General features: G+C 57.2%; 15 protein-coding genes. 7 read left to right on the top strand and 8 right to left on the bottom strand.

What is annotated here, in order from left to right; genetic code table 11:
- Positions 1–18: 18 nt before the first annotated feature.
- The gene (locus AC1RSM_RS07655) at positions 19–1,200 is read right to left on the bottom strand and encodes an ABC transporter substrate-binding protein (RefSeq protein WP_492931044.1); all 1,182 of its coding nucleotides are present in this window, start codon (positions 1,198–1,200) and stop codon (positions 19–21) included.
- A gap of 301 nt (positions 1,201–1,501) precedes the next feature.
- Between AC1RSM_RS07655 and AC1RSM_RS07660 the strand changes: the two genes are divergently transcribed.
- Complete coding sequence (locus AC1RSM_RS07660; RefSeq protein WP_492931046.1) at positions 1,502–2,488, top strand: AraC family transcriptional regulator; 987 nt, start codon at positions 1,502–1,504, stop codon at positions 2,486–2,488.
- Here the strand turns inward: AC1RSM_RS07660 and AC1RSM_RS07665 are convergent.
- Positions 2,485–3,645, bottom strand: coding sequence for a 2-methylaconitate cis-trans isomerase PrpF family protein (locus AC1RSM_RS07665; protein ID WP_492931048.1), 1,161 nt, complete (start codon positions 3,643–3,645; stop codon positions 2,485–2,487). The two genes, AC1RSM_RS07660 and AC1RSM_RS07665, sit on opposite strands and share 4 nt — an antisense overlap.
- A 4-nt stretch (positions 3,646–3,649) precedes the next feature.
- Positions 3,650–4,648 (bottom strand): GntR family transcriptional regulator, encoded by a 999-nt coding sequence (locus AC1RSM_RS07670; protein ID WP_492931050.1) that lies wholly within the window; start codon positions 4,646–4,648, stop codon positions 3,650–3,652.
- Between the two features lie 219 nt (positions 4,649–4,867).
- Here AC1RSM_RS07670 and acnA point away from each other — a divergent pair, with 219 nt between their 5' ends.
- Positions 4,868–7,522, top strand: a complete 2,655-nt coding sequence (acnA, locus tag AC1RSM_RS07675) for an aconitate hydratase AcnA (protein ID WP_492931052.1) — start codon at positions 4,868–4,870, stop codon at positions 7,520–7,522.
- Positions 7,523–7,562: 40 nt separating this feature from the next.
- Here acnA and AC1RSM_RS07680 read toward each other — a convergent pair whose 3' ends face one another.
- The 3 genes from AC1RSM_RS07680 to AC1RSM_RS07690 form a co-directional block, all read right to left on the bottom strand.
- On the bottom strand, positions 7,563–8,093 hold the full coding sequence (locus AC1RSM_RS07680) for a CinA family protein (RefSeq protein ID WP_492931054.1): 531 nt from the start codon (positions 8,091–8,093) through the stop codon (positions 7,563–7,565).
- A 127-nt stretch (positions 8,094–8,220) separates the two neighbouring features.
- Positions 8,221–8,685 carry a MarR family winged helix-turn-helix transcriptional regulator gene (locus tag AC1RSM_RS07685; protein ID WP_492931056.1) on the bottom strand — a complete coding sequence of 155 codons (465 nt, stop codon included), beginning with the start codon at positions 8,683–8,685 and terminating at the stop codon, positions 8,221–8,223.
- Positions 8,685–10,604: an FUSC family protein gene (locus tag AC1RSM_RS07690; RefSeq protein ID WP_492931058.1), complete on the bottom strand. Its 1,920-nt coding sequence runs from the start codon at positions 10,602–10,604 to the stop codon at positions 8,685–8,687. The genes AC1RSM_RS07685 and AC1RSM_RS07690 overlap by 1 nt, the downstream gene beginning before the upstream one ends.
- Before the next feature lie 364 nt (positions 10,605–10,968).
- On the opposite strand from AC1RSM_RS07690, the gene AC1RSM_RS07695 reads away from it, so the two are divergent.
- Entirely contained in the window at positions 10,969–12,675 is a 1,707-nt protein-coding gene (locus tag AC1RSM_RS07695) for an FMN-binding glutamate synthase family protein (RefSeq protein WP_492931060.1), read from the top strand.
- A 28-nt stretch (positions 12,676–12,703) separates the two neighbouring features.
- Here AC1RSM_RS07695 and AC1RSM_RS07700 read toward each other — a convergent pair whose 3' ends face one another.
- The gene (locus AC1RSM_RS07700) at positions 12,704–12,871 is read right to left on the bottom strand and encodes a hypothetical protein (protein ID WP_492931062.1); all 168 of its coding nucleotides are present in this window, start codon (positions 12,869–12,871) and stop codon (positions 12,704–12,706) included.
- An 82-nt stretch (positions 12,872–12,953) separates the two neighbouring features.
- Here AC1RSM_RS07700 and AC1RSM_RS07705 point away from each other — a divergent pair, with 82 nt between their 5' ends.
- The 4 genes from AC1RSM_RS07705 (at position 12,954) to AC1RSM_RS07720 (ending at position 15,460) form a co-directional block, all read left to right on the top strand.
- Entirely contained in the window at positions 12,954–13,367 is a 414-nt protein-coding gene (locus AC1RSM_RS07705) for a hypothetical protein (protein ID WP_492931064.1), read from the top strand.
- A gap of 56 nt (positions 13,368–13,423) precedes the next feature.
- Positions 13,424–14,041 (top strand): SCO family protein, encoded by a 618-nt coding sequence (locus AC1RSM_RS07710; RefSeq protein ID WP_492931066.1) that lies wholly within the window; start codon positions 13,424–13,426, stop codon positions 14,039–14,041.
- A 20-nt stretch (positions 14,042–14,061) separates the two neighbouring features.
- Positions 14,062–14,541 carry a copper chaperone PCu(A)C gene (locus tag AC1RSM_RS07715; protein WP_492931068.1) on the top strand — a complete coding sequence of 160 codons (480 nt, stop codon included), beginning with the start codon at positions 14,062–14,064 and terminating at the stop codon, positions 14,539–14,541.
- Positions 14,542–14,890: 349 nt separating this feature from the next.
- On the top strand, positions 14,891–15,460 hold the full coding sequence (locus AC1RSM_RS07720; protein WP_492931070.1) for an HdeD family acid-resistance protein: 570 nt from the start codon (positions 14,891–14,893) through the stop codon (positions 15,458–15,460).
- Positions 15,461–15,638: 178 nt separating this feature from the next.
- On the opposite strand, the gene AC1RSM_RS07725 is transcribed toward AC1RSM_RS07720, so the two are convergent.
- Positions 15,639–16,250 carry an HAD-IB family hydrolase gene (locus tag AC1RSM_RS07725; protein WP_492931072.1) on the bottom strand — a complete coding sequence of 204 codons (612 nt, stop codon included), beginning with the start codon at positions 16,248–16,250 and terminating at the stop codon, positions 15,639–15,641.
- Between the last annotated feature and the right edge of the window lie 3 nt (positions 16,251–16,253).

The following is a 16,253-nucleotide window of genomic DNA, read 5'->3' on the forward strand; positions in this document are numbered from 1 at the left end:
ATGCTTCACGCATCCTCTTTATGACTTTTCCATCTTGCACTGGGGCGCAAAATGATCCTGGAACTGCTCAAATACGGTGGACACAATCTTGTTGCTCATCTGGCCCTGGGCATTAGGAGCCACTTCGCGCATGTAGTAGGTCTGCACCGGATATTGATTGTTGTTAAAGGCGAAATCGCCACGCACGGACTCGAACGGTGCGCTGCGCAGTGCCTGTCGCAACGCTTCGCGATCATGAACGGCCTTGGGGTCCGCTTTCAGTGCGCCATCCAGCAAGCGGGCAGCGTCATAGCCCTGAGAGGCGTACATGGATGGCAAGCGGCCATAGGTTTTCTCGAAGTCCGTTACAAAGCGTTTATTGACGGCGTTATCCAGATCAGGCGACCACTGCGCCGCATTGGCCATGCCCTTCATGGACTCACCAATCGCACCAATGGTGTCCTGGTCAGCCGAGAAACCAGGCGTATATACCGCCAACTGCGTGGACAGGCCGGAGTTGATCAACTGCTTGATAAAGGACACACCCATGCCACCGGGCAAGAAAAAGAAAACCGCGTCCGCACCCGAGGCACGCATTTGAGCCAGCTCGGCGGCGTAATCCATCTGGCCGACCTTCACATACACTTCGTCGGCAATCTCGCCCTTGAACAGACGCTTGAAGCCTTCAATAGACTCGCGGCCACCGGGGTAATTAGGGGCAATCAAATAGACTTTCTTGTGCGCCTGGTCCGTCACGTACTTGCCCATGGCCGCGGGAATATCCTCGTTTTGCCAGGACACGCTAAAGAAATTGGGATGGCAACGCTCGCCGGCGTAATCAGCCGGGCCGGTATTGGTGGAGATGTAAACCGTATCACTACCTAGAATGGTGGGCATCACCGGCAGCAGCACATTGGAAAAAGCCATGCCGGTAATGACATCTACCTTGTCACGCTTGACCAGACGGTCCACGGCCTGACGGCCTTCCATCGGTTTTTGCTGATCATCCAGCACGGTCAGCGCCACATCCACCCCGCCCAGCTTGCCACCCGAATGGTTCAGGCCCAGCTCGAACCCATCGCGGATCTCCGCACCAATGGCCGCGCCCGGTCCGGACAAGGTGGTCAACAGACCAATCTTGAACACTTCCTGGCTGGAGGCAGGACTACAAGCCAGTGCCAGGGCCAGCGTGCTCATACAGAACGCCAATTGCTTTTTCATGTTTGTCTCCGTCCTCTGTCTTTCAAAAAAACTGGACTTCGTATCCTGCCCACTCACTAGAAGGCACACCGGGGGTCTGAATCGCCATCGCCCTTCTTTGGGACGCTTGTCCTGCGGCCCTGTACTGGAGAGCGCTGCGGACTGCGTAAAGACCTTAATTCCCAGCCGTTCCCCAATCTGCTAAGGTGCCGGGGACAGGACTACTGTTTTAGGTTTGAAATACATTAGACCGGGGCAGAACGGGGGGCTATCCAGATACGGCAAGCCTTATCCCGAACCGGCAAAAATTTGGAGAGACATCATGCAAGCGTGGTTTATGTCAGGGCTGGCCCCCTTGCAACACAGTGCGCCGCGCTTTGAATCGCGTTGCCCCGATCAGACCCGCAGCGAAACCGCCGGTGTCTTGACCGACCATAAGCTGACCTGGAATGACGGGCCGGTGGACGCCTCCCTGCGCTACGCCAGCAGCCACAGCTTTTCGTTTGTCCTGCTCAAATACGGTGCGGCTGTTCAGGTGTCGCCGGGCGTTTTGGAAGATTTTCTGCTGTTTCAAGTGCCGATACAGGGACGATCCTGTATTCGGGTTGGTCGGGAGTACGTTCAGGCCAACCCTAAAATTGCCACCGTCATCTCCCCTTCCCTACAGGTTGAACTGGATTGGGAGCAGGGTTGCGAGCAGTTTTTAGTGAAAATTCCGCGCCATAGGCTGGAAGAAGTTGGCCGTCAGACACTGGGGCTGACCTTGGACAGACCAATTGAGTTTGCCGCGGCCATGTCGCTGGACTCGCCCCATGGCTGTGCCTGGCAGCATCAGATAGGCAGCTTATTGGCATACGGCGCACATTTACCGCCCGAGATGGACCAGTGGTCCCGCCAAGCTGAAGATAATTTGCTACTACATCTTTTCCATACCCAGCCTGGCAATTACAGTCGGCAATTGCAACAGACCATACGGCCCAGCAGTTCGCGCCGGGTGCAACGGGCCGAGGATTTCATGCGAGCCAGTCTGGACGAGGCACTGACTCTGGAGCAGATCGCTACTGCGGCCTGCGCCAGCGTACGCAGCCTGACGCTGGCCTTTCGCACCGAAAGGGGCTTGAGCCCCATGCAGTTTTTAAAACAGATTCGTTTGGAAGCAGCCCAGCAGGCAATCCGAACAGCCGTTCCCGGCACGCAGGTCAGCGACATTGCCTTGCGCTGTGGTTTCAACCATTTGGGCCGCTTCTGCGCAGACTACAAGTCCCGCTTTGGGCGACTGCCCTCGCAGGACTTGCGTATCGGTGATTAGTCTTTCAAGGCCTTACCGGGAACCCACAAGCGACCGTCAAACAAGCGACGAGCAGTGCGGTAGAAGGAACCAGCCTTGGCAAACCACTGACCGTCTTTCTGCTCGACTTCAGCCCCTACCGTCAACACGCCGGAGGGCATGCCCAAACGCAAGGGACCTTGCGGAGCGACAGAATCCGACAGGCACTGCGAAGGCAAGCTACCGGTCAAACGGGCAGCCACAGCGGTACACAAGGAAATGGTCAGAGGCAAAGCACGATGCGGCTGGCCGTTGGAAATCACACGGGCGACCAGATCAATGTCCTTGGCAGGCACCACCTCACCCGACAGGGTGGGATTGTCCTGAGCGGGGGAAACAATACAAACAAAAGGCACGATACGAATCTGGCGGGCCGCTTCCACATCTGGAGCAATACCCATGCGTACCGAAGCCTGTACGCGAATAGCGTCCAAGCGTTCCAGCACCTCGGGATGCGCTTCCAGCCAGTCGGGCAACTCCAGCCCCGTCAGGCCTACATCCGCAGCACGCACAAAAACAGCGGCGTTGGCGGCATCCACCAACGACACTTCAATCCGACCTACGCCGGGCACATCCAGCCATTCGCTCAGTTCACCGCTGGGCAAGAGCGAGCCGGTGGACGCTCCACCCGGCTCGACAAAGTCCAGGCGGATGGGTGACCCGGTGCCGCCCACGCCTGGAATCGCCAGATCGCCGTCATAGCGGGGCTGGCCTTCTTCTACCATGAAGTGGGCATGAATGATCTTGTTGGTATTGGTATTCAGAATGCGTACACACGCCTCGCCATCTTCCACCTGAACTAAGCCTTGCTCAACCGCATACGGCCCAACGGCCGAGCTCATATTGCCGCAATTACCACGGTAATCGACCTTCTCTTCCTTGATGGCCACTTGCGCAAAGGTGTAATCCACATCGGCGTCCGGATGGCTGGACGGGCCGATAATACAAACCTTGGACAGGGATGAGACGCCACCGCCCATGCCGTCCAATTGACGGCCGTAAGGATCAGGCGTGCCCATGGCAGCGGAAAACAAAGGCGTCCAGTCGTCGCGCTGCTCGGGCAGATCCGCAATATTAAGCATCAGGGCTTTGCTGGTGCCACCACGCATGAACACGGCGGGAAGGGATTTTTGTTTCATCACATCATTCCTGGTTCTTGGCTTGCGCCATTAAAGAAAACTGCGCCGTCGCCTCGGAAGGCTGGGCATGAGAGTCTAGCGATTCATTCAAGGAGGAAGCGTTGGCAGCCGCACGCTGCAACTGCAGGACTTTTTCTTCGCTGGCGTTGCCCAGATGGCGTGCCAGAAGCGCTGATGCCTGGGCACGCTCGCCCTTTTCCAGCAAATCCAAAATGGCCAAGTGCTCCAGACACTGGCGACGGATGCGTTCCCGATCCAGCGTTTCCTGATATTCCAACAGGCGCCGCAACTGGTTCTGGCGCGTGACGGTCTGGGCAATAAAACGATTGCCCGACAACGAGGCCAGGGCCTCGTGAAAAGTGGCATTGGCCTGATACATTTCCGCATGGCCGGCGTGACGCCAGCCGCCATCTGCCAGGGCTTGCTGTTGCAGGCGCACCCGACGCAACACGCTGGAGTCAATCGCAAAGTCCGGCAACAACATGGCAGCTGGTTCCAGCATTTGACGCAGCGTGTAGCTTTCCGCGCAGGCTTGCGGGCCATCAATCATGGGCAGGAAGGACCAGCCCTTGCTGGCGCGTTGCTCCATCCAGCCTTCATTGGCCGCGCGCGCCAGGATGCGGCGCAGACGTTCACGCGTCAAACCATAGCGCCGCATGGCATCGTTTTCCGACAAAGTATCGCCCCAGGCACCGGACAGCTTGTCACGGGCCAGTTGCAAATACACCTCGTCATCCTGGCTGGCGCCCAGCTCCTCTTCAATGACACCTAATTGGTCCGCCCCTTTCAGCAAGTACAGACCCCGTCTTGGGGGCTGTGTACCCACAATGCCTTTTTCCGCCAAATAGGCCAAAGCGCCCCGTATGGGCGAGCGCGATGCGCCCAGCGCCTCGGCCAAAGATTGTTCCGTCAAATGGTGCCCGGCTTGTAAATGCCCTGCTCGCACGTAGTCCAGCAAGCGGTGCGCCAGAGTGACGTGCAAAGAATTGGATTGGCTTTTCATGCCGACATTCCTAAAAATCGAAGCGATCCGGGATCGTTTTATTGTATTATATACAAACAAAATACAATTTAATTGTTTTATCAAGGCTCCAGACGCATCACTTTATTGGATTTTTTCGTCAAGGGCCCTCTGAATAAGCCCAGCATCACGCTGCCTTATTCAGAGGGTCCTTAGGTCGGCGCCCCCTCCAAGCTTCTTATTACGGATGAATCGTTTGCCATGTCTCAGTCTCTTGCCCTAGAAACACTGTCCCTGAACGGACGTTCCATGCGGTACGTTCCTATCGCCGATATCCCCGGTGTTGAAAAACTGCCGTATTCGCTGCGCGTTCTGCTGGAAAACCTCTGTCGTCAGAAAATCGTGCGCCATGCCGATGTGGATCAGGAAATTGACTCCCTGCTCCAGCGTAAAGTGGGCGACGGCATCACCTTCTACCCTGCCCGCGTTTTTGGTCAGGACATTCTGGGTCTGGTGATGCTGCTGGACATGGCAGCCCTGCGCGAAGGCGTACAAGCGGCCGGCGGGGACGCCAGCCGTGTGCGCCCCCAAGTGCCCATCGACGTGATTATTGACCACTCCCTGCAAGTGGACAGCTGGGCCAACCCTAAAGCGGCTGACGTGAACCTGGCCCGCGAGTACGAGCGTAACGGCGAGCGTTTTGCGTTTCTGCGCTGGTGTTCCAGCAACTTTGACGGCGTAAAAGTGGTGCCGCCCGGCAAAGGCATCATGCACCAATTGCACATCGAGCATATTGGTCAGGTTGTCTGGTCCGAACAAGGGCAGGATGTGGATCTGGTCTATCCCGACAGCTGTGTGGGCACGGACAGCCACACGCCTATGGTCAACGGCCTGGGGATTTTGGGCTGGGGCGTAGGCGGTATCGAAGCCGAAGCCGTGATGGTGGGTCTGCCGGTAGCCATTGCCCTGCCTGCGGTGGTCGGTATTGAACTAACCGGCAAGATGAATGAAGGCGTGCTGCCTACGGATCTGGTGCTGGTCATTACCCAGAAACTGCGTGAGCTGGGTGTCGTGGGCAAATTCGTGGAATTTTTCGGCCCCAGCGTGGATGAACTGTCCCTGGGCGACCGCGGCATGATTGCCAATATGGCGCCTGAGTACGGTGCCACCGCCGTGTTCTTCCCCATTGACGACGCTGCCTTGCACTACATGCACATGACTGGCCGTCCTCAAGAACAAATTGATCTGGTCGAGCAATACAGCAAAGTTCAAAAACTGTGGCGTGATCCAGCCGCACCGGCTCCTGTGTATGACACCGTTTTGAAGCTGGACCTGAGCAGCATCAAGCCCAGCTTGGCAGGCCCCAGCAATCCGGAAGACCATCTGGATCTGGACACCGCCGCCCAGTCCTTCCCCGCACATCATCAAAAAATTGCTGGCCGTCCTTACGACCCGCAACGTGCCGTGCCTGTGGAAGGCGAAGACTTTGTGCTGAACGATGGCGATGTGGTGATCGCCGCCATTACCTCCTGTACCAATACCGCCAACCCCGCCAATATGATGGCCGCCGGTTTGCTGGCCCGTAATGCCGTGGCTCGTGGCCTGCGCAGCAAGCCTTGGGTCAAGACATCCCTGGTGCCCGGCAGCCAAGTGACGGCCGACGTGCTGGAACGCGCTCAACTGCAAGACGATCTGGATGTGCTGGGCTTTAACATTGCCGGTTTTGGCTGCACCACCTGCAATGGTGGTTCGGGCCCGCTGCCCGCCAATATCGTGAACGCCATTGAATCGGAAAAGCTGATTGCAACCGCCGTGTTGTCGGGCAACCGCAACTTTGAAGGCCGCATTCACGCCAACGTGCGCGCGGCCTACCTGGCTTCGCCTGCGCTGGTGGTGGCCTACGCCCTGGCCGGGAACCTGAATGTGGATCTGACACGCGAACCTATCGGTCAGGACCAGGACGGCAAGGATGTCTACCTGAGCGACATCTGGCCAAAATCTGCCGAAATCCAGGAAGCGATTCACGGCTCTTACGACCGCGACCTGTTCATCGAGCGCTACGCCGAACTGTACGATGGCGGCGAGCCTTGGGATGCCTTGGCCCGTGACAGCAATGGCGGTCACTACCCTTGGGAAGCCGACAGCACCTACATCCGCAAACCGCCCTACTTTGACGGCCTGCAACGCGAACCCGCTCCCGTCGCCAACTTGCACGGCATGCGTCCATTGGCCATCTTGGGTGACTCCATCACCACCGACCACATCTCCCCATCGGGGTCGATCAGCTTGGGCACGCCAGCGGCGGACTTCCTGCTGTCCAAAGGTGTGCAGCAAAAAGACTTCAACAACTACACCACGCGCCGTGCCAACCACGAAGTGGTTAAACGCGCGACCTTTGCCAACATCCGCCTGCGCAACAAGATTGTTCCAGGCGTGGAAGGCGGTGTCACCAAAGTGATGCCAGAAGGCGAAGTGATGCGCATTTTTGAAGCGGCTCAAACCTATCAGGAACGCCAGGTTCCCTTGCTGGTCATTGCTGGCAAGAACTACGGCTGCGGCTCGTCGCGTGACTCGGCGGCCAAAGGCCCGGCTTTACTGGGTGTGAAAGCTGTGGTGGCCGAAGGCTTCGAGCGTATTCACCGCACCAACCTGGTAGGCATGGGCGTGTTGCCACTTCAGTTTCAGGACGGCACCAACGCCGACACCTTGAACTTGGACGGTACCGAAACCTTTGACGTGAAAGGCCTGGAAGAAAACCTGGGCGTGCGTTCGCAAGCCGAATTGATCATCCATCGTCTGGATGGCAGCACGCAATCCGTGCCGGTCATCGTGCGTCTGGATACGGTTGAGGACATGGAGTACTGGCGTCATGGCGGCATCCTGCCACGCGTCTGGCGCTCCTACCTGGAGAACTAATCCAGGTCCTTGGGCGCTGCTTCAGTCGCCTGAATGAGCATCAAGCGCCAGGGTTCACGCCCTGGCGTTCTTGTTTGGCCTGCTGCAGCCAATGCTCAATACGCAACAAGGCATAACGAGCGCTTTGCTGGCGAATCTGGTCGCGGGTGCCATCAAACACAATGGTTTCGGTATAGACCACTAAGGGATCAAATTTGTCCTGTGGTTTGAATAGCCAGGCAAAGCACTGTGTGCCAGCCGGAATCTGGGGGGCAGCAACATCGTCTGCCACGCCGGTATTCGCAATAATCAAATTCGCGGGAGTCAGCCCTGCCGCGCCCTTGGCCATCGCCCGGGCCACCGCTTCACTGCATAGATTATTTTCTGCCAGCACCCGCTGATCCACACCCAGGCAGCGATGCTTGGCCTGCGGAGAATAGGTCACAAAAGCGCAATCCAACACGGCTGCCGCACCGGGCTGATCAGCCAGCGTGGAGGCTATCAGGCCCGCTGTGCAAGACTCTGCGGTTGCCAGCGTTAACTGGGCCTCGCTCATGGTTTTAACCAGTCGCGCAAGATCGACATCGTTCATGGCACACCTCCTTATGGCTTCGACAAGGACGGTTCATTCAAGCACAAAACAAAAAAGCAGGAAACCTGCTCCTGCTTTCTACTCACCATCTGGAACAAGCGCTTACGCGAAATGGCTCATAGGCGGGTCAATCTCCGAACAAGCTGGACATATCGGTCGCTTCCAGCCCCAGATTGCTGGCCAGCGCGTCAAAACAGCGCAAGGCGGCTTCGATGTCTTGTTCTGCAATACCTTTAAACAAAGGGGCGCGCGCCTGACGCAGCAACTCCAGCAAGCCCTCGTGAAAGTCGCGCCCTTTCTGAGTCAGGCATAGAAGGCGGGCCCGCTTGTCCTGCTCGTCAGGCAAACGCTCCAACAAACCGCCAGACTCCAGTTGATCAATCAGGCGCACCAGGGTTGGCCCTTCCAGACGCATCATACGTGCCAGTTGCCCCTGCCGTATTGGCTCCCCCAGCTGGGCCAGATAGCGGATGGGCAAGATAGTGGCCTCCGACACCCCGTACCGCACCAAAGTCTGATCCAGCTCTCGACGATACAGGCGCGCCAGCACAATCATGGACAGGCCAAATCGTTCATAAAGTTGGTGATTCATCAGGATCTCTCCGGGGTGCTGCCCATGGCATTAGGCGGGTAAGCATAAACCAAAACCGCTTGGGCTCCCCGCAAGGACTGCGCGACGTCCAAAATGGCTTGTGCCAGCACGGTATCGGCGCAAGACAGGCTAATACGCTGCAATTGCTGAGCCAGTTCCTGGGGCTGATACTCGAAACCCTCGAACAGTTCACAAACCAGTGCAACGCAGGCCTGCTGCTCCGGCCCTCGTTTGGCCAGCCGTTTCAAAGCAACGACACCATGTCCTAGATTAATCAGGGACAACAGGCCATGCGGGGTCTGCTCCCCCATCCAATGCCACAGACGAACCCATTGCCGTGCGACCCGAGCACGCCAGACCCGGAACAGACGGGAGCGCGAGCGTTTGATCAAGGGGTAAAGCTCCCGCACCACTCGCCTTACCAGCGCCTGTCCCCGGGGATGGGTGCGACGCGGCAATAAATAAAAGGCACCGCACACCACGGCAGAACCCGCCAACAAAGGCAAAGACTCCTTGATGATGACGGGCCAGGCAACCGCCGTCATACCAGCCTGACTAGCCAGCTGAAAACACATATTTGCGTCCAGCGCCCACGCCGACGTCGGACGATTGGCCCGCAGCAAACCACCTATCACCAGAAAAGGCAGCACAGAAACAATGATTTGCCAGTCCTGCACCAAATGCGCCTGGACCACATAGCGATAGAAACTGGCCACCACCACGCCCACCGCAATGCCGGTAAACATAGTTCGGCTCATCAGTTGCGGACGTGGCATAGAGCCCAAAATAATAGAAAAGGTGCAAACTCCCATCGCCATCAGCTCCAAAGCAGGACTGGCCAAGGCATAGGCAATGGCCCCCGCACAGAAGGCCGCCAAGCCGCTGATGAATCCGGTACGGCTCGCTAAAGGCCAATCCACCGAGATTGCGGGAGTCGTCAAAAAACGCTGACGGCCCCCTCTTGCCGGCGCGCGGGCCGCAAACAAGCCTTGCTCTGCTCTCTGAATTTGTCCCATTGCCCGACGCAGGCGCGCCAAGCTGATTTGCCCATCTTGCCGGACGGCTGTTTTCCCCAATACGCGTAAGGCCTGTCCGTCCTGCAAACGCTGCGCTTGCTCCAGCAGCTCTTTTTCATAGTCAGCCGCGGGCAGCAAGCCCCGTTCACGCTGACGAACAATCACTTCGCTGGCCGCCAGCAGTTCAATCACCGCATATAGGAACGCATCAACGTAGGGCAAACGGCGGTAGGCATCCAGCGAACCCGCAGCCAGCACACGGGCCTGCGCATCCAGCTCCACAATTTCCTGGCGCACGCGGCTAAACAAAGCCTGATCCCGTTGCGCGTATGCCGGCCCCAACGCGTGTGCGGCAATTCGTAAAGTATCCGCCGCCAACACACGGACGCGCTCGTAATAATGCTTGCGCTGACTGCGTGGCGTAGTTCGCGAGCACAGCAAGGTAGTCACCAAGACCCCGATCAAGGTGCACTCCACCCGCGATAAAGCCAAATCCAAAGAGGCCTCCGGCGCCAGCACGGACGGCAGCACAACGACGCCAATCGTAATCCCCGCCAGCATGGGCAGATAAGACAAGGCTCCACGGAAAACATGGGTCAAGGCCGAAGCCACTCCGACCACCAAGGCCATACCCACTAATTGCAGATACGGGTTAGGCAAATACAAGAACGCCAGGCCAAGCCCTGCACCGACCAAGGTGCCCAGAATGCGCCACAAGGCGCGTTCGTACACCAGCCCCCGGTAGGCTTGGGACAGCACCCACACAGGCATGGCGGCCCAAAACGGATTATCGACAGACAACAGGACAGCAATGCTGAACGACAGCCAAGCAGCCAGGGCCAGATTCAGGCCATGCAGCAAGGCGGCCCGATCCAGCTGGATCAAACGACCAGAGACAAACATGAAGTGATAAACGAAGAAGCAAAGCTCAATTATATAGATAGCTTAGCTACCTATTCAATTACAGCTCGCTGAATACCTTTTCTTGCATGCAACGGCGGCTTCATAGGCAGTAGCAGGTACGGGCACACCAGATACCTGCAGGATCTACACCGCAGAATCCACCTACCTGCACACATGCCTTAAGAAGCCAGGATCCGCGCCAGAATGAGTGCCTGCTTGTCACACTCTTTTGCATTGTTAGTTTTCATAAACTAAGCCCGCTCAAGCATGGCAAACCGTACGGGACCGTTCTATGATGTTGGCATTCTGGTGGATCGGAGCGAGCAATCGGCCCCACCAGCCCGTTTTCTTGGCAGGAGTCTTTATGCAAAAGTGGCTGACACGCTACACCGCCTTCTACATCATCATCGGCTTGACCGCCTTTTTCTTGCTGCTCTCGCTGTTCAGAAGCGCAAGCTGGCTGTGGTTGGCGATACCGGGGCTGGCCCTGTGCGTGCAAGGTCTGGTGGATATTACGCAGACTCGTCACGCCATTCGCCGCAACTACCCGGTCATCGGCAATCTGCGCTTTATTTTCGAAGCCATACGTCCTGAAATCCGCCAGTACTTTCTGGAAAGCGACGCCCAGCAACTGCCCTTCTCGCGCGCGGATCGTTCCCTGGTTTACCAGCGCGCCAAACAACAGATCGACAAGCAGCCTTTTGGTACGCACCAGGAGGTCTATAACAACGGCTACGAGTGGATCAACCACTCCATGACGCCCACCCACATCAAGGACTCCCAGTTCCGTATTGAGGTAGGCGGGCCAGACTGTACCAAGCCTTATTCCTTGTCAGTGCTCAATATTTCCGCCATGAGCTTTGGGGCCTTGTCCGCCAATGCGGTGCTGGCCTTGAACAAAGGCGCGAAAATGGGCAACTTTGCGCATGACACGGGCGAAGGCGGCATCAGCACCTATCACCTGCGTCACGGTGGCGATTTGATCTGGAATATTGGCTCCGGCTACTTCGGTTGCCGCGATGAATTCGGCAATTTCTCGCCCGAGCGCTTTGCCGAACGTGCCACTCAGGATCACGTCAAAATGATTGAGATCAAGCTGTCGCAAGGGGCCAAGCCTGGTCACGGCGGCATCTTGCCCGGCACCAAAGTATCGGCAGAAATTGCTTTGGCTCGGGGTGTCCCTGAAGGGGTGGACTGTAACTCGCCTCCTAGCCATAGTGCCTTCCGAACTCCGGTGGAACTATTGGAGTTTGTGGCTCGGCTACGTACCCTGTCCGGCGGCAAACCCGTTGGATTCAAGCTCTGTATTGGTCACGCCTGGGAATGGTTTGCCATTGCCAAGGCCATGCTCAAAACCGGCATCACGCCGGACTTTATTGTGGTGGACGGTGCCGAAGGTGGTACCGGTGCAGCTCCGGTGGAATTCATCGACCACGTAGGCACGCCGCTGCGTGAAGCCTTGCGACTGGTGCACAACACCTTGGTTGGTATCGGTTTGCGTGAACAGATCCGCCTGGGGGCTTCGGGCAAAATCATCAGCGCTTTTGATATGGCGCGCATCATGGCCTTGGGGGCGGACTGGTGTAATAGCGCCCGTGGCTTTATGTTTGCAGTGGGCTGTTTGCAAGCCCAGGCCTGTCACACGGACAAATGCCCCACAGGGGTGGCCACTCAAGATCCGCAGCGCCAGAAAGCCCTGGTAGTCGATGACAAGTCCCTGCGTGTGGCCAGCTTTCATGGCAATACGCTCAAAGCCTTGGCGGAATTACTGGGAGCGGCTGGCCTGGAACATCCTGATCAACTGCGTCCACACCACATTGCCCGACGCATCAGCAACGGCGAAGTGCGGGTGATGTCGGCTCTGTTCCCGGATCTGAAAAAAGGTGAGCTGCTGCGCGGCCACTATCGTCAAACTATTTTCCGGGTGGGTTGGCCCATGGCTAACCCCGATTCCTTTGAACCGGCATACAGTTTGAGCAAAGCCTTGTCGCACTTGAATGACGAGGCCGAGCCTGAAGATATCGCTAAAAAGCAGGATATGGCCGATAGCGCAGGCCAAACCTTGGCCTAAGTGCCTAAGTGCCTAAGGGCGGCAGTTTTTAATGAGACTGCCGCCGCACTGAGCCTACTCCAGCATCCATTTCCCCGTAGACTTCCACACCCGAAGGCCGGCTCCAGCTGCTGTCTGCTGAATGGTCCGGCGTCGAACATGCTGTCAGCCCCAGCACCACGGCCAGCACTGCCAACACCCCATAAATCTGTCGCATATCAAGCTCCTTGTTGATAGGCACACACTGTGCCACAGAATCTGGGGAAACAGATTTCCATCTGTACTAGAATGCTCTGATCATGATCAGGCACTGCGCATCCCCCTCTATAGGAAACCGCAGCCGGTTTTTACTGGTGCTGGTGATGTGCGCACTGCTGATCCGTGGCCTGATTCCCAATGGCTATATGCCCAGTTCAGACCCGGCCCGCGCCGCGGCATTAAGCCTATGCGTACAAGGCGATCCGTTCCTGGCGCAATGGAGTGGTCAGCTTCCCGGCCCAGAGCATGATGAGCAGCACAGCTTGCACGCGGCTTGCCTGTTTGCACAGGCCCAGGCACAAAAAGCCCTAAACGACGATCCCAGCCCTGCCTGGGCATTGGATCGCAGCCCCGTCCATACCTGGGACAGCGCCACACTGGCGCAAGCCCCCATGCTCCCTCTGACGGGCCCGCCCTTGAGCGCGCGCGGACCGCCTTCCCCCTTGCTTTCCTGACCAGTTCCGGCTGCCTGCAGGCGCCACTTTACTTTGTCATTTAGCGGGATATTCCTATGACCCCCTCATTCTCACGCCGCCAGCTTGTGCTTGCCCTGCTGGCGACCCCTTTGGTCCTGAGCGCTTGCGGCGACAAGACACCCAAACAAGCTGCCTTTCGTAATCTGGAAGGTGTGGACATGAGCAGTGCCGACTTCGCCAAAGATTTCAGCCTGCTCGATACCGAAGGGCAACGACGCACGATGGCCGATTACAAAGGCAAAATCGTGCTGATCTTTTTTGGATTCACCCAATGCCCGGACGTGTGCCCCACCGCCTTGATGCGCGCCGTGGAAATCAAAGAGCAATTGGGCGAGGATGGGGACAAGCTCCAGGTTCTGTTCATCTCGATTGATCCCGAACGCGATACGCCGGAACTGCTGCGCGTGTACATGCAAGCATTTGACCCCGGTTTTGTGGCCCTGCGCCCGACCCAGGAAGAGCTGGCCAAAACCGCTAGCGACTTCAAAGTCTTCTATCAAAAGGTTCCCACCGGCTCCAGCTACACCATGGACCACAGTGCCTTGACCTATGTGTATGACACACAAGGCAAGTTGCAGATCGCCCTGCGCCATACGCAGACGGCTGAAGAAGCCACGGCTGATATCCGCCAGGTACTGGCTCTGAGCAAGTGAACCCACACAGGATTACCAACATGAAACGTACTATCGCTACTTCCCTTTTCTCCCTGGCGGCCTTGACGAGCCTGCCTACTCTGGCCCAGGCTGAAGTCACCGTCACCGATCCTTGGGTGCGCGCAACCGTCCCCGGTCAACAAGCCACGGGCGCCTTCATGGTGCTGCAAGCCACGGAAGCGGCTCAGTTGCTGGGAGCCAGCAGCTCCTTGAGCAAACAGGTTGAAGTGCATGAAATGGCCATGGACAACGATGTCATGCGCATGCGCCAAGTAGAAAAAATTGAACTGCCTGCAGGCAAGGCAGTGGAACTGAAGCCCGGCGGCTACCACATCATGCTCTTGGGTCTGGACAAGCAGGTTGAAGAAGGCAGCTCGGTGGATATCACCCTGCAAATTCAAAATGCGGCTGGCCAGAAAGAAGACGTGAAAGTCAGTGCGCCAGTGCGCGCCTTGAACAGCAAAGCCGGTCAGGGTCACCAAGGTGGCCACGGCCACTAAGGGCCCCTCCTGCCCCCGAAAGCGACCCACCCAAAGGGCTTGAAGGGGCTTGTTTCAGATTTGCGGGTTTTCCATAATTGGCTGATTTTAATTAGCTAACGTACAGTGGAATCACTGACATTGTGGTCAGTAAGCTGTCTGAAACGCAGCTTTCAAAAACTGTCATCATGGCAGTTCACCGCCGCCAGAGCGGCCTGGGCCCTACCGCAACGGTAGGGCCTTCGTGTTTGTGGACGATCAATTTCTCTTTTAAAAAAGCGCCCTGCCCCTATATGCAACTAGGCCCTCGCACAGGTCTGGAGTACAGTTAAGACCGTGAAGTCGTTTTAACCCTGCAAGGAGTACACAGATGGCAGTAAGTCCACACGACACCAATCGTTCTGAGTTGCTACGAAAGCTGCCTTTAAAGCCAGGATGGTTCATTGGTTTGGGCATTGCTCTGATCATTCTGGGCCTGATTGCCCTGGTCTACGTCGTTGGAGCGACCGTCGCCAGCGTCGTCTACGTTGGGATTTTGATGAGCATAGGCGGCGTGCTGCACCTGGCTCATGCCTGGAGTTCCAAAGGCTGGCGCGGCTTCCTGTTCTGGAGCCTGAGCGGTATTTTGTATCTTATTGCCGGCCTGATCGCGATCAGCAATCCCTTGGTGGGCGCAACCGTACTGACCTTACTCTTTGGCGCCTTCCTGATTGCGTCGGGCGTATTTCGGCTGTGGGTCTGGTTCCAGAACCGGGCACAAGCAGGCGGCGGCTGGCTGGCCTTTTCTGGCTTCATTACCCTGTTGGCCGGTTTGATCATCGCGGCGGGCTGGCCTGGCAATAGCGTCTGGATTCTGGGCCTGATCCTGGGCATTGATTTGCTGTCCCAAGGCTGGGCCAGCTTGCTGATCGGGATGGCCATCAAGCGCAATGCACCATAAGAATGCGGGCGGCAGCCCATTCAGCTTGGATACAAGCTTGAACACTGCCGAATGAATAGTTAGGAAAAACTAAAAAAGCCCGGCGGAAATTTGATTTCCGCCGGGCTTTTTTACATACGATCAGATCAAAGCAAGAAGCGGTCTCAAGCCACCGCCACCGTCAAAACCTGAACTCTGTTTATTCGCTCAAATCGGGCAAGGCCGCATCTCGGCCCCGTAACCAGGGCTGCCGCGCATGCGCCAGCATTTGCGCGTCACCCAAACTATCTCCATACGCTATATCCAGCTGTACGGTTTTATGACCCAACCATGCCTGCAAACGATTTACCTTTTCCTGCCCCCAGCAGTTAGCGCTGCCCATACCCACACACCCTTTCAGCGGATCAAAGGCCAACTCCGTTGCCAGCACTTGCGCCATTCCTTGCACCCTTGCCCAAGGTTGCAGATAAATCGACGGTGACGCACTGACCAGCACCACCGTATCGCCCCGTTCTCTATGAACCCGAACTCGTTCCATCATTTCAGGACGCAAAATCCGCGGCAGATGATGCTGTACATAGGTATCGGCCAGCGTTTGAACCTGATCGCGGCTTAAACCGCCCAAGGCGCTGCGCAGGAAACGGTGCTTGATGGCCTGGCGACGCTGCGGCCCGCGATCCCAATACAGCAACCGTGGTATGCAGGCTAGGTAGGCACGAAAACAGACCGGCCAGCCTCGCATACGACGGATGAAATCCTGCAAGCTGTCCCGATCGGTGATCGTGCCATCAAAATCAAATGCAACCCGCACACG

The organism is Alcaligenes sp. GW821-FHT11D07 (assembly GCF_058808495.1).

Coding starts and splice junctions, on each gene's coding strand:
- acnA (WP_492931052.1), top strand. CDS start 4,868: ATGTCTCAGTCTCTTGCCCTAGAAACACTGTCCCTGAACGGACGTTCC.
- AC1RSM_RS07685 (WP_492931056.1), bottom strand. CDS start 8,685: ATGAATCACCAACTTTATGAACGATTTGGCCTGTCCATGATTGTGCTG.
- AC1RSM_RS07700 (WP_492931062.1), bottom strand. CDS start 12,871: ATGCGACAGATTTATGGGGTGTTGGCAGTGCTGGCCGTGGTGCTGGGG.
- AC1RSM_RS07710 (WP_492931066.1), top strand. CDS start 13,424: ATGACCCCCTCATTCTCACGCCGCCAGCTTGTGCTTGCCCTGCTGGCG.
- AC1RSM_RS07720 (WP_492931070.1), top strand. CDS start 14,891: ATGGCAGTAAGTCCACACGACACCAATCGTTCTGAGTTGCTACGAAAG.
- AC1RSM_RS07715 (WP_492931068.1), top strand. CDS start 14,062: ATGAAACGTACTATCGCTACTTCCCTTTTCTCCCTGGCGGCCTTGACG.
- AC1RSM_RS07655 (WP_492931044.1), bottom strand. CDS start 1,200: ATGAAAAAGCAATTGGCGTTCTGTATGAGCACGCTGGCCCTGGCACTG.
- AC1RSM_RS07690 (WP_492931058.1), bottom strand. CDS start 10,604: ATGTTTGTCTCTGGTCGTTTGATCCAGCTGGATCGGGCCGCCTTGCTG.
- AC1RSM_RS07705 (WP_492931064.1), top strand. CDS start 12,954: ATGATCAGGCACTGCGCATCCCCCTCTATAGGAAACCGCAGCCGGTTT.
- AC1RSM_RS07660 (WP_492931046.1), top strand. CDS start 1,502: ATGCAAGCGTGGTTTATGTCAGGGCTGGCCCCCTTGCAACACAGTGCG.
- AC1RSM_RS07695 (WP_492931060.1), top strand. CDS start 10,969: ATGCAAAAGTGGCTGACACGCTACACCGCCTTCTACATCATCATCGGC.
- AC1RSM_RS07665 (WP_492931048.1), bottom strand. CDS start 3,645: ATGAAACAAAAATCCCTTCCCGCCGTGTTCATGCGTGGTGGCACCAGC.
- AC1RSM_RS07680 (WP_492931054.1), bottom strand. CDS start 8,093: ATGAACGATGTCGATCTTGCGCGACTGGTTAAAACCATGAGCGAGGCC.
- AC1RSM_RS07670 (WP_492931050.1), bottom strand. CDS start 4,648: ATGAAAAGCCAATCCAATTCTTTGCACGTCACTCTGGCGCACCGCTTG.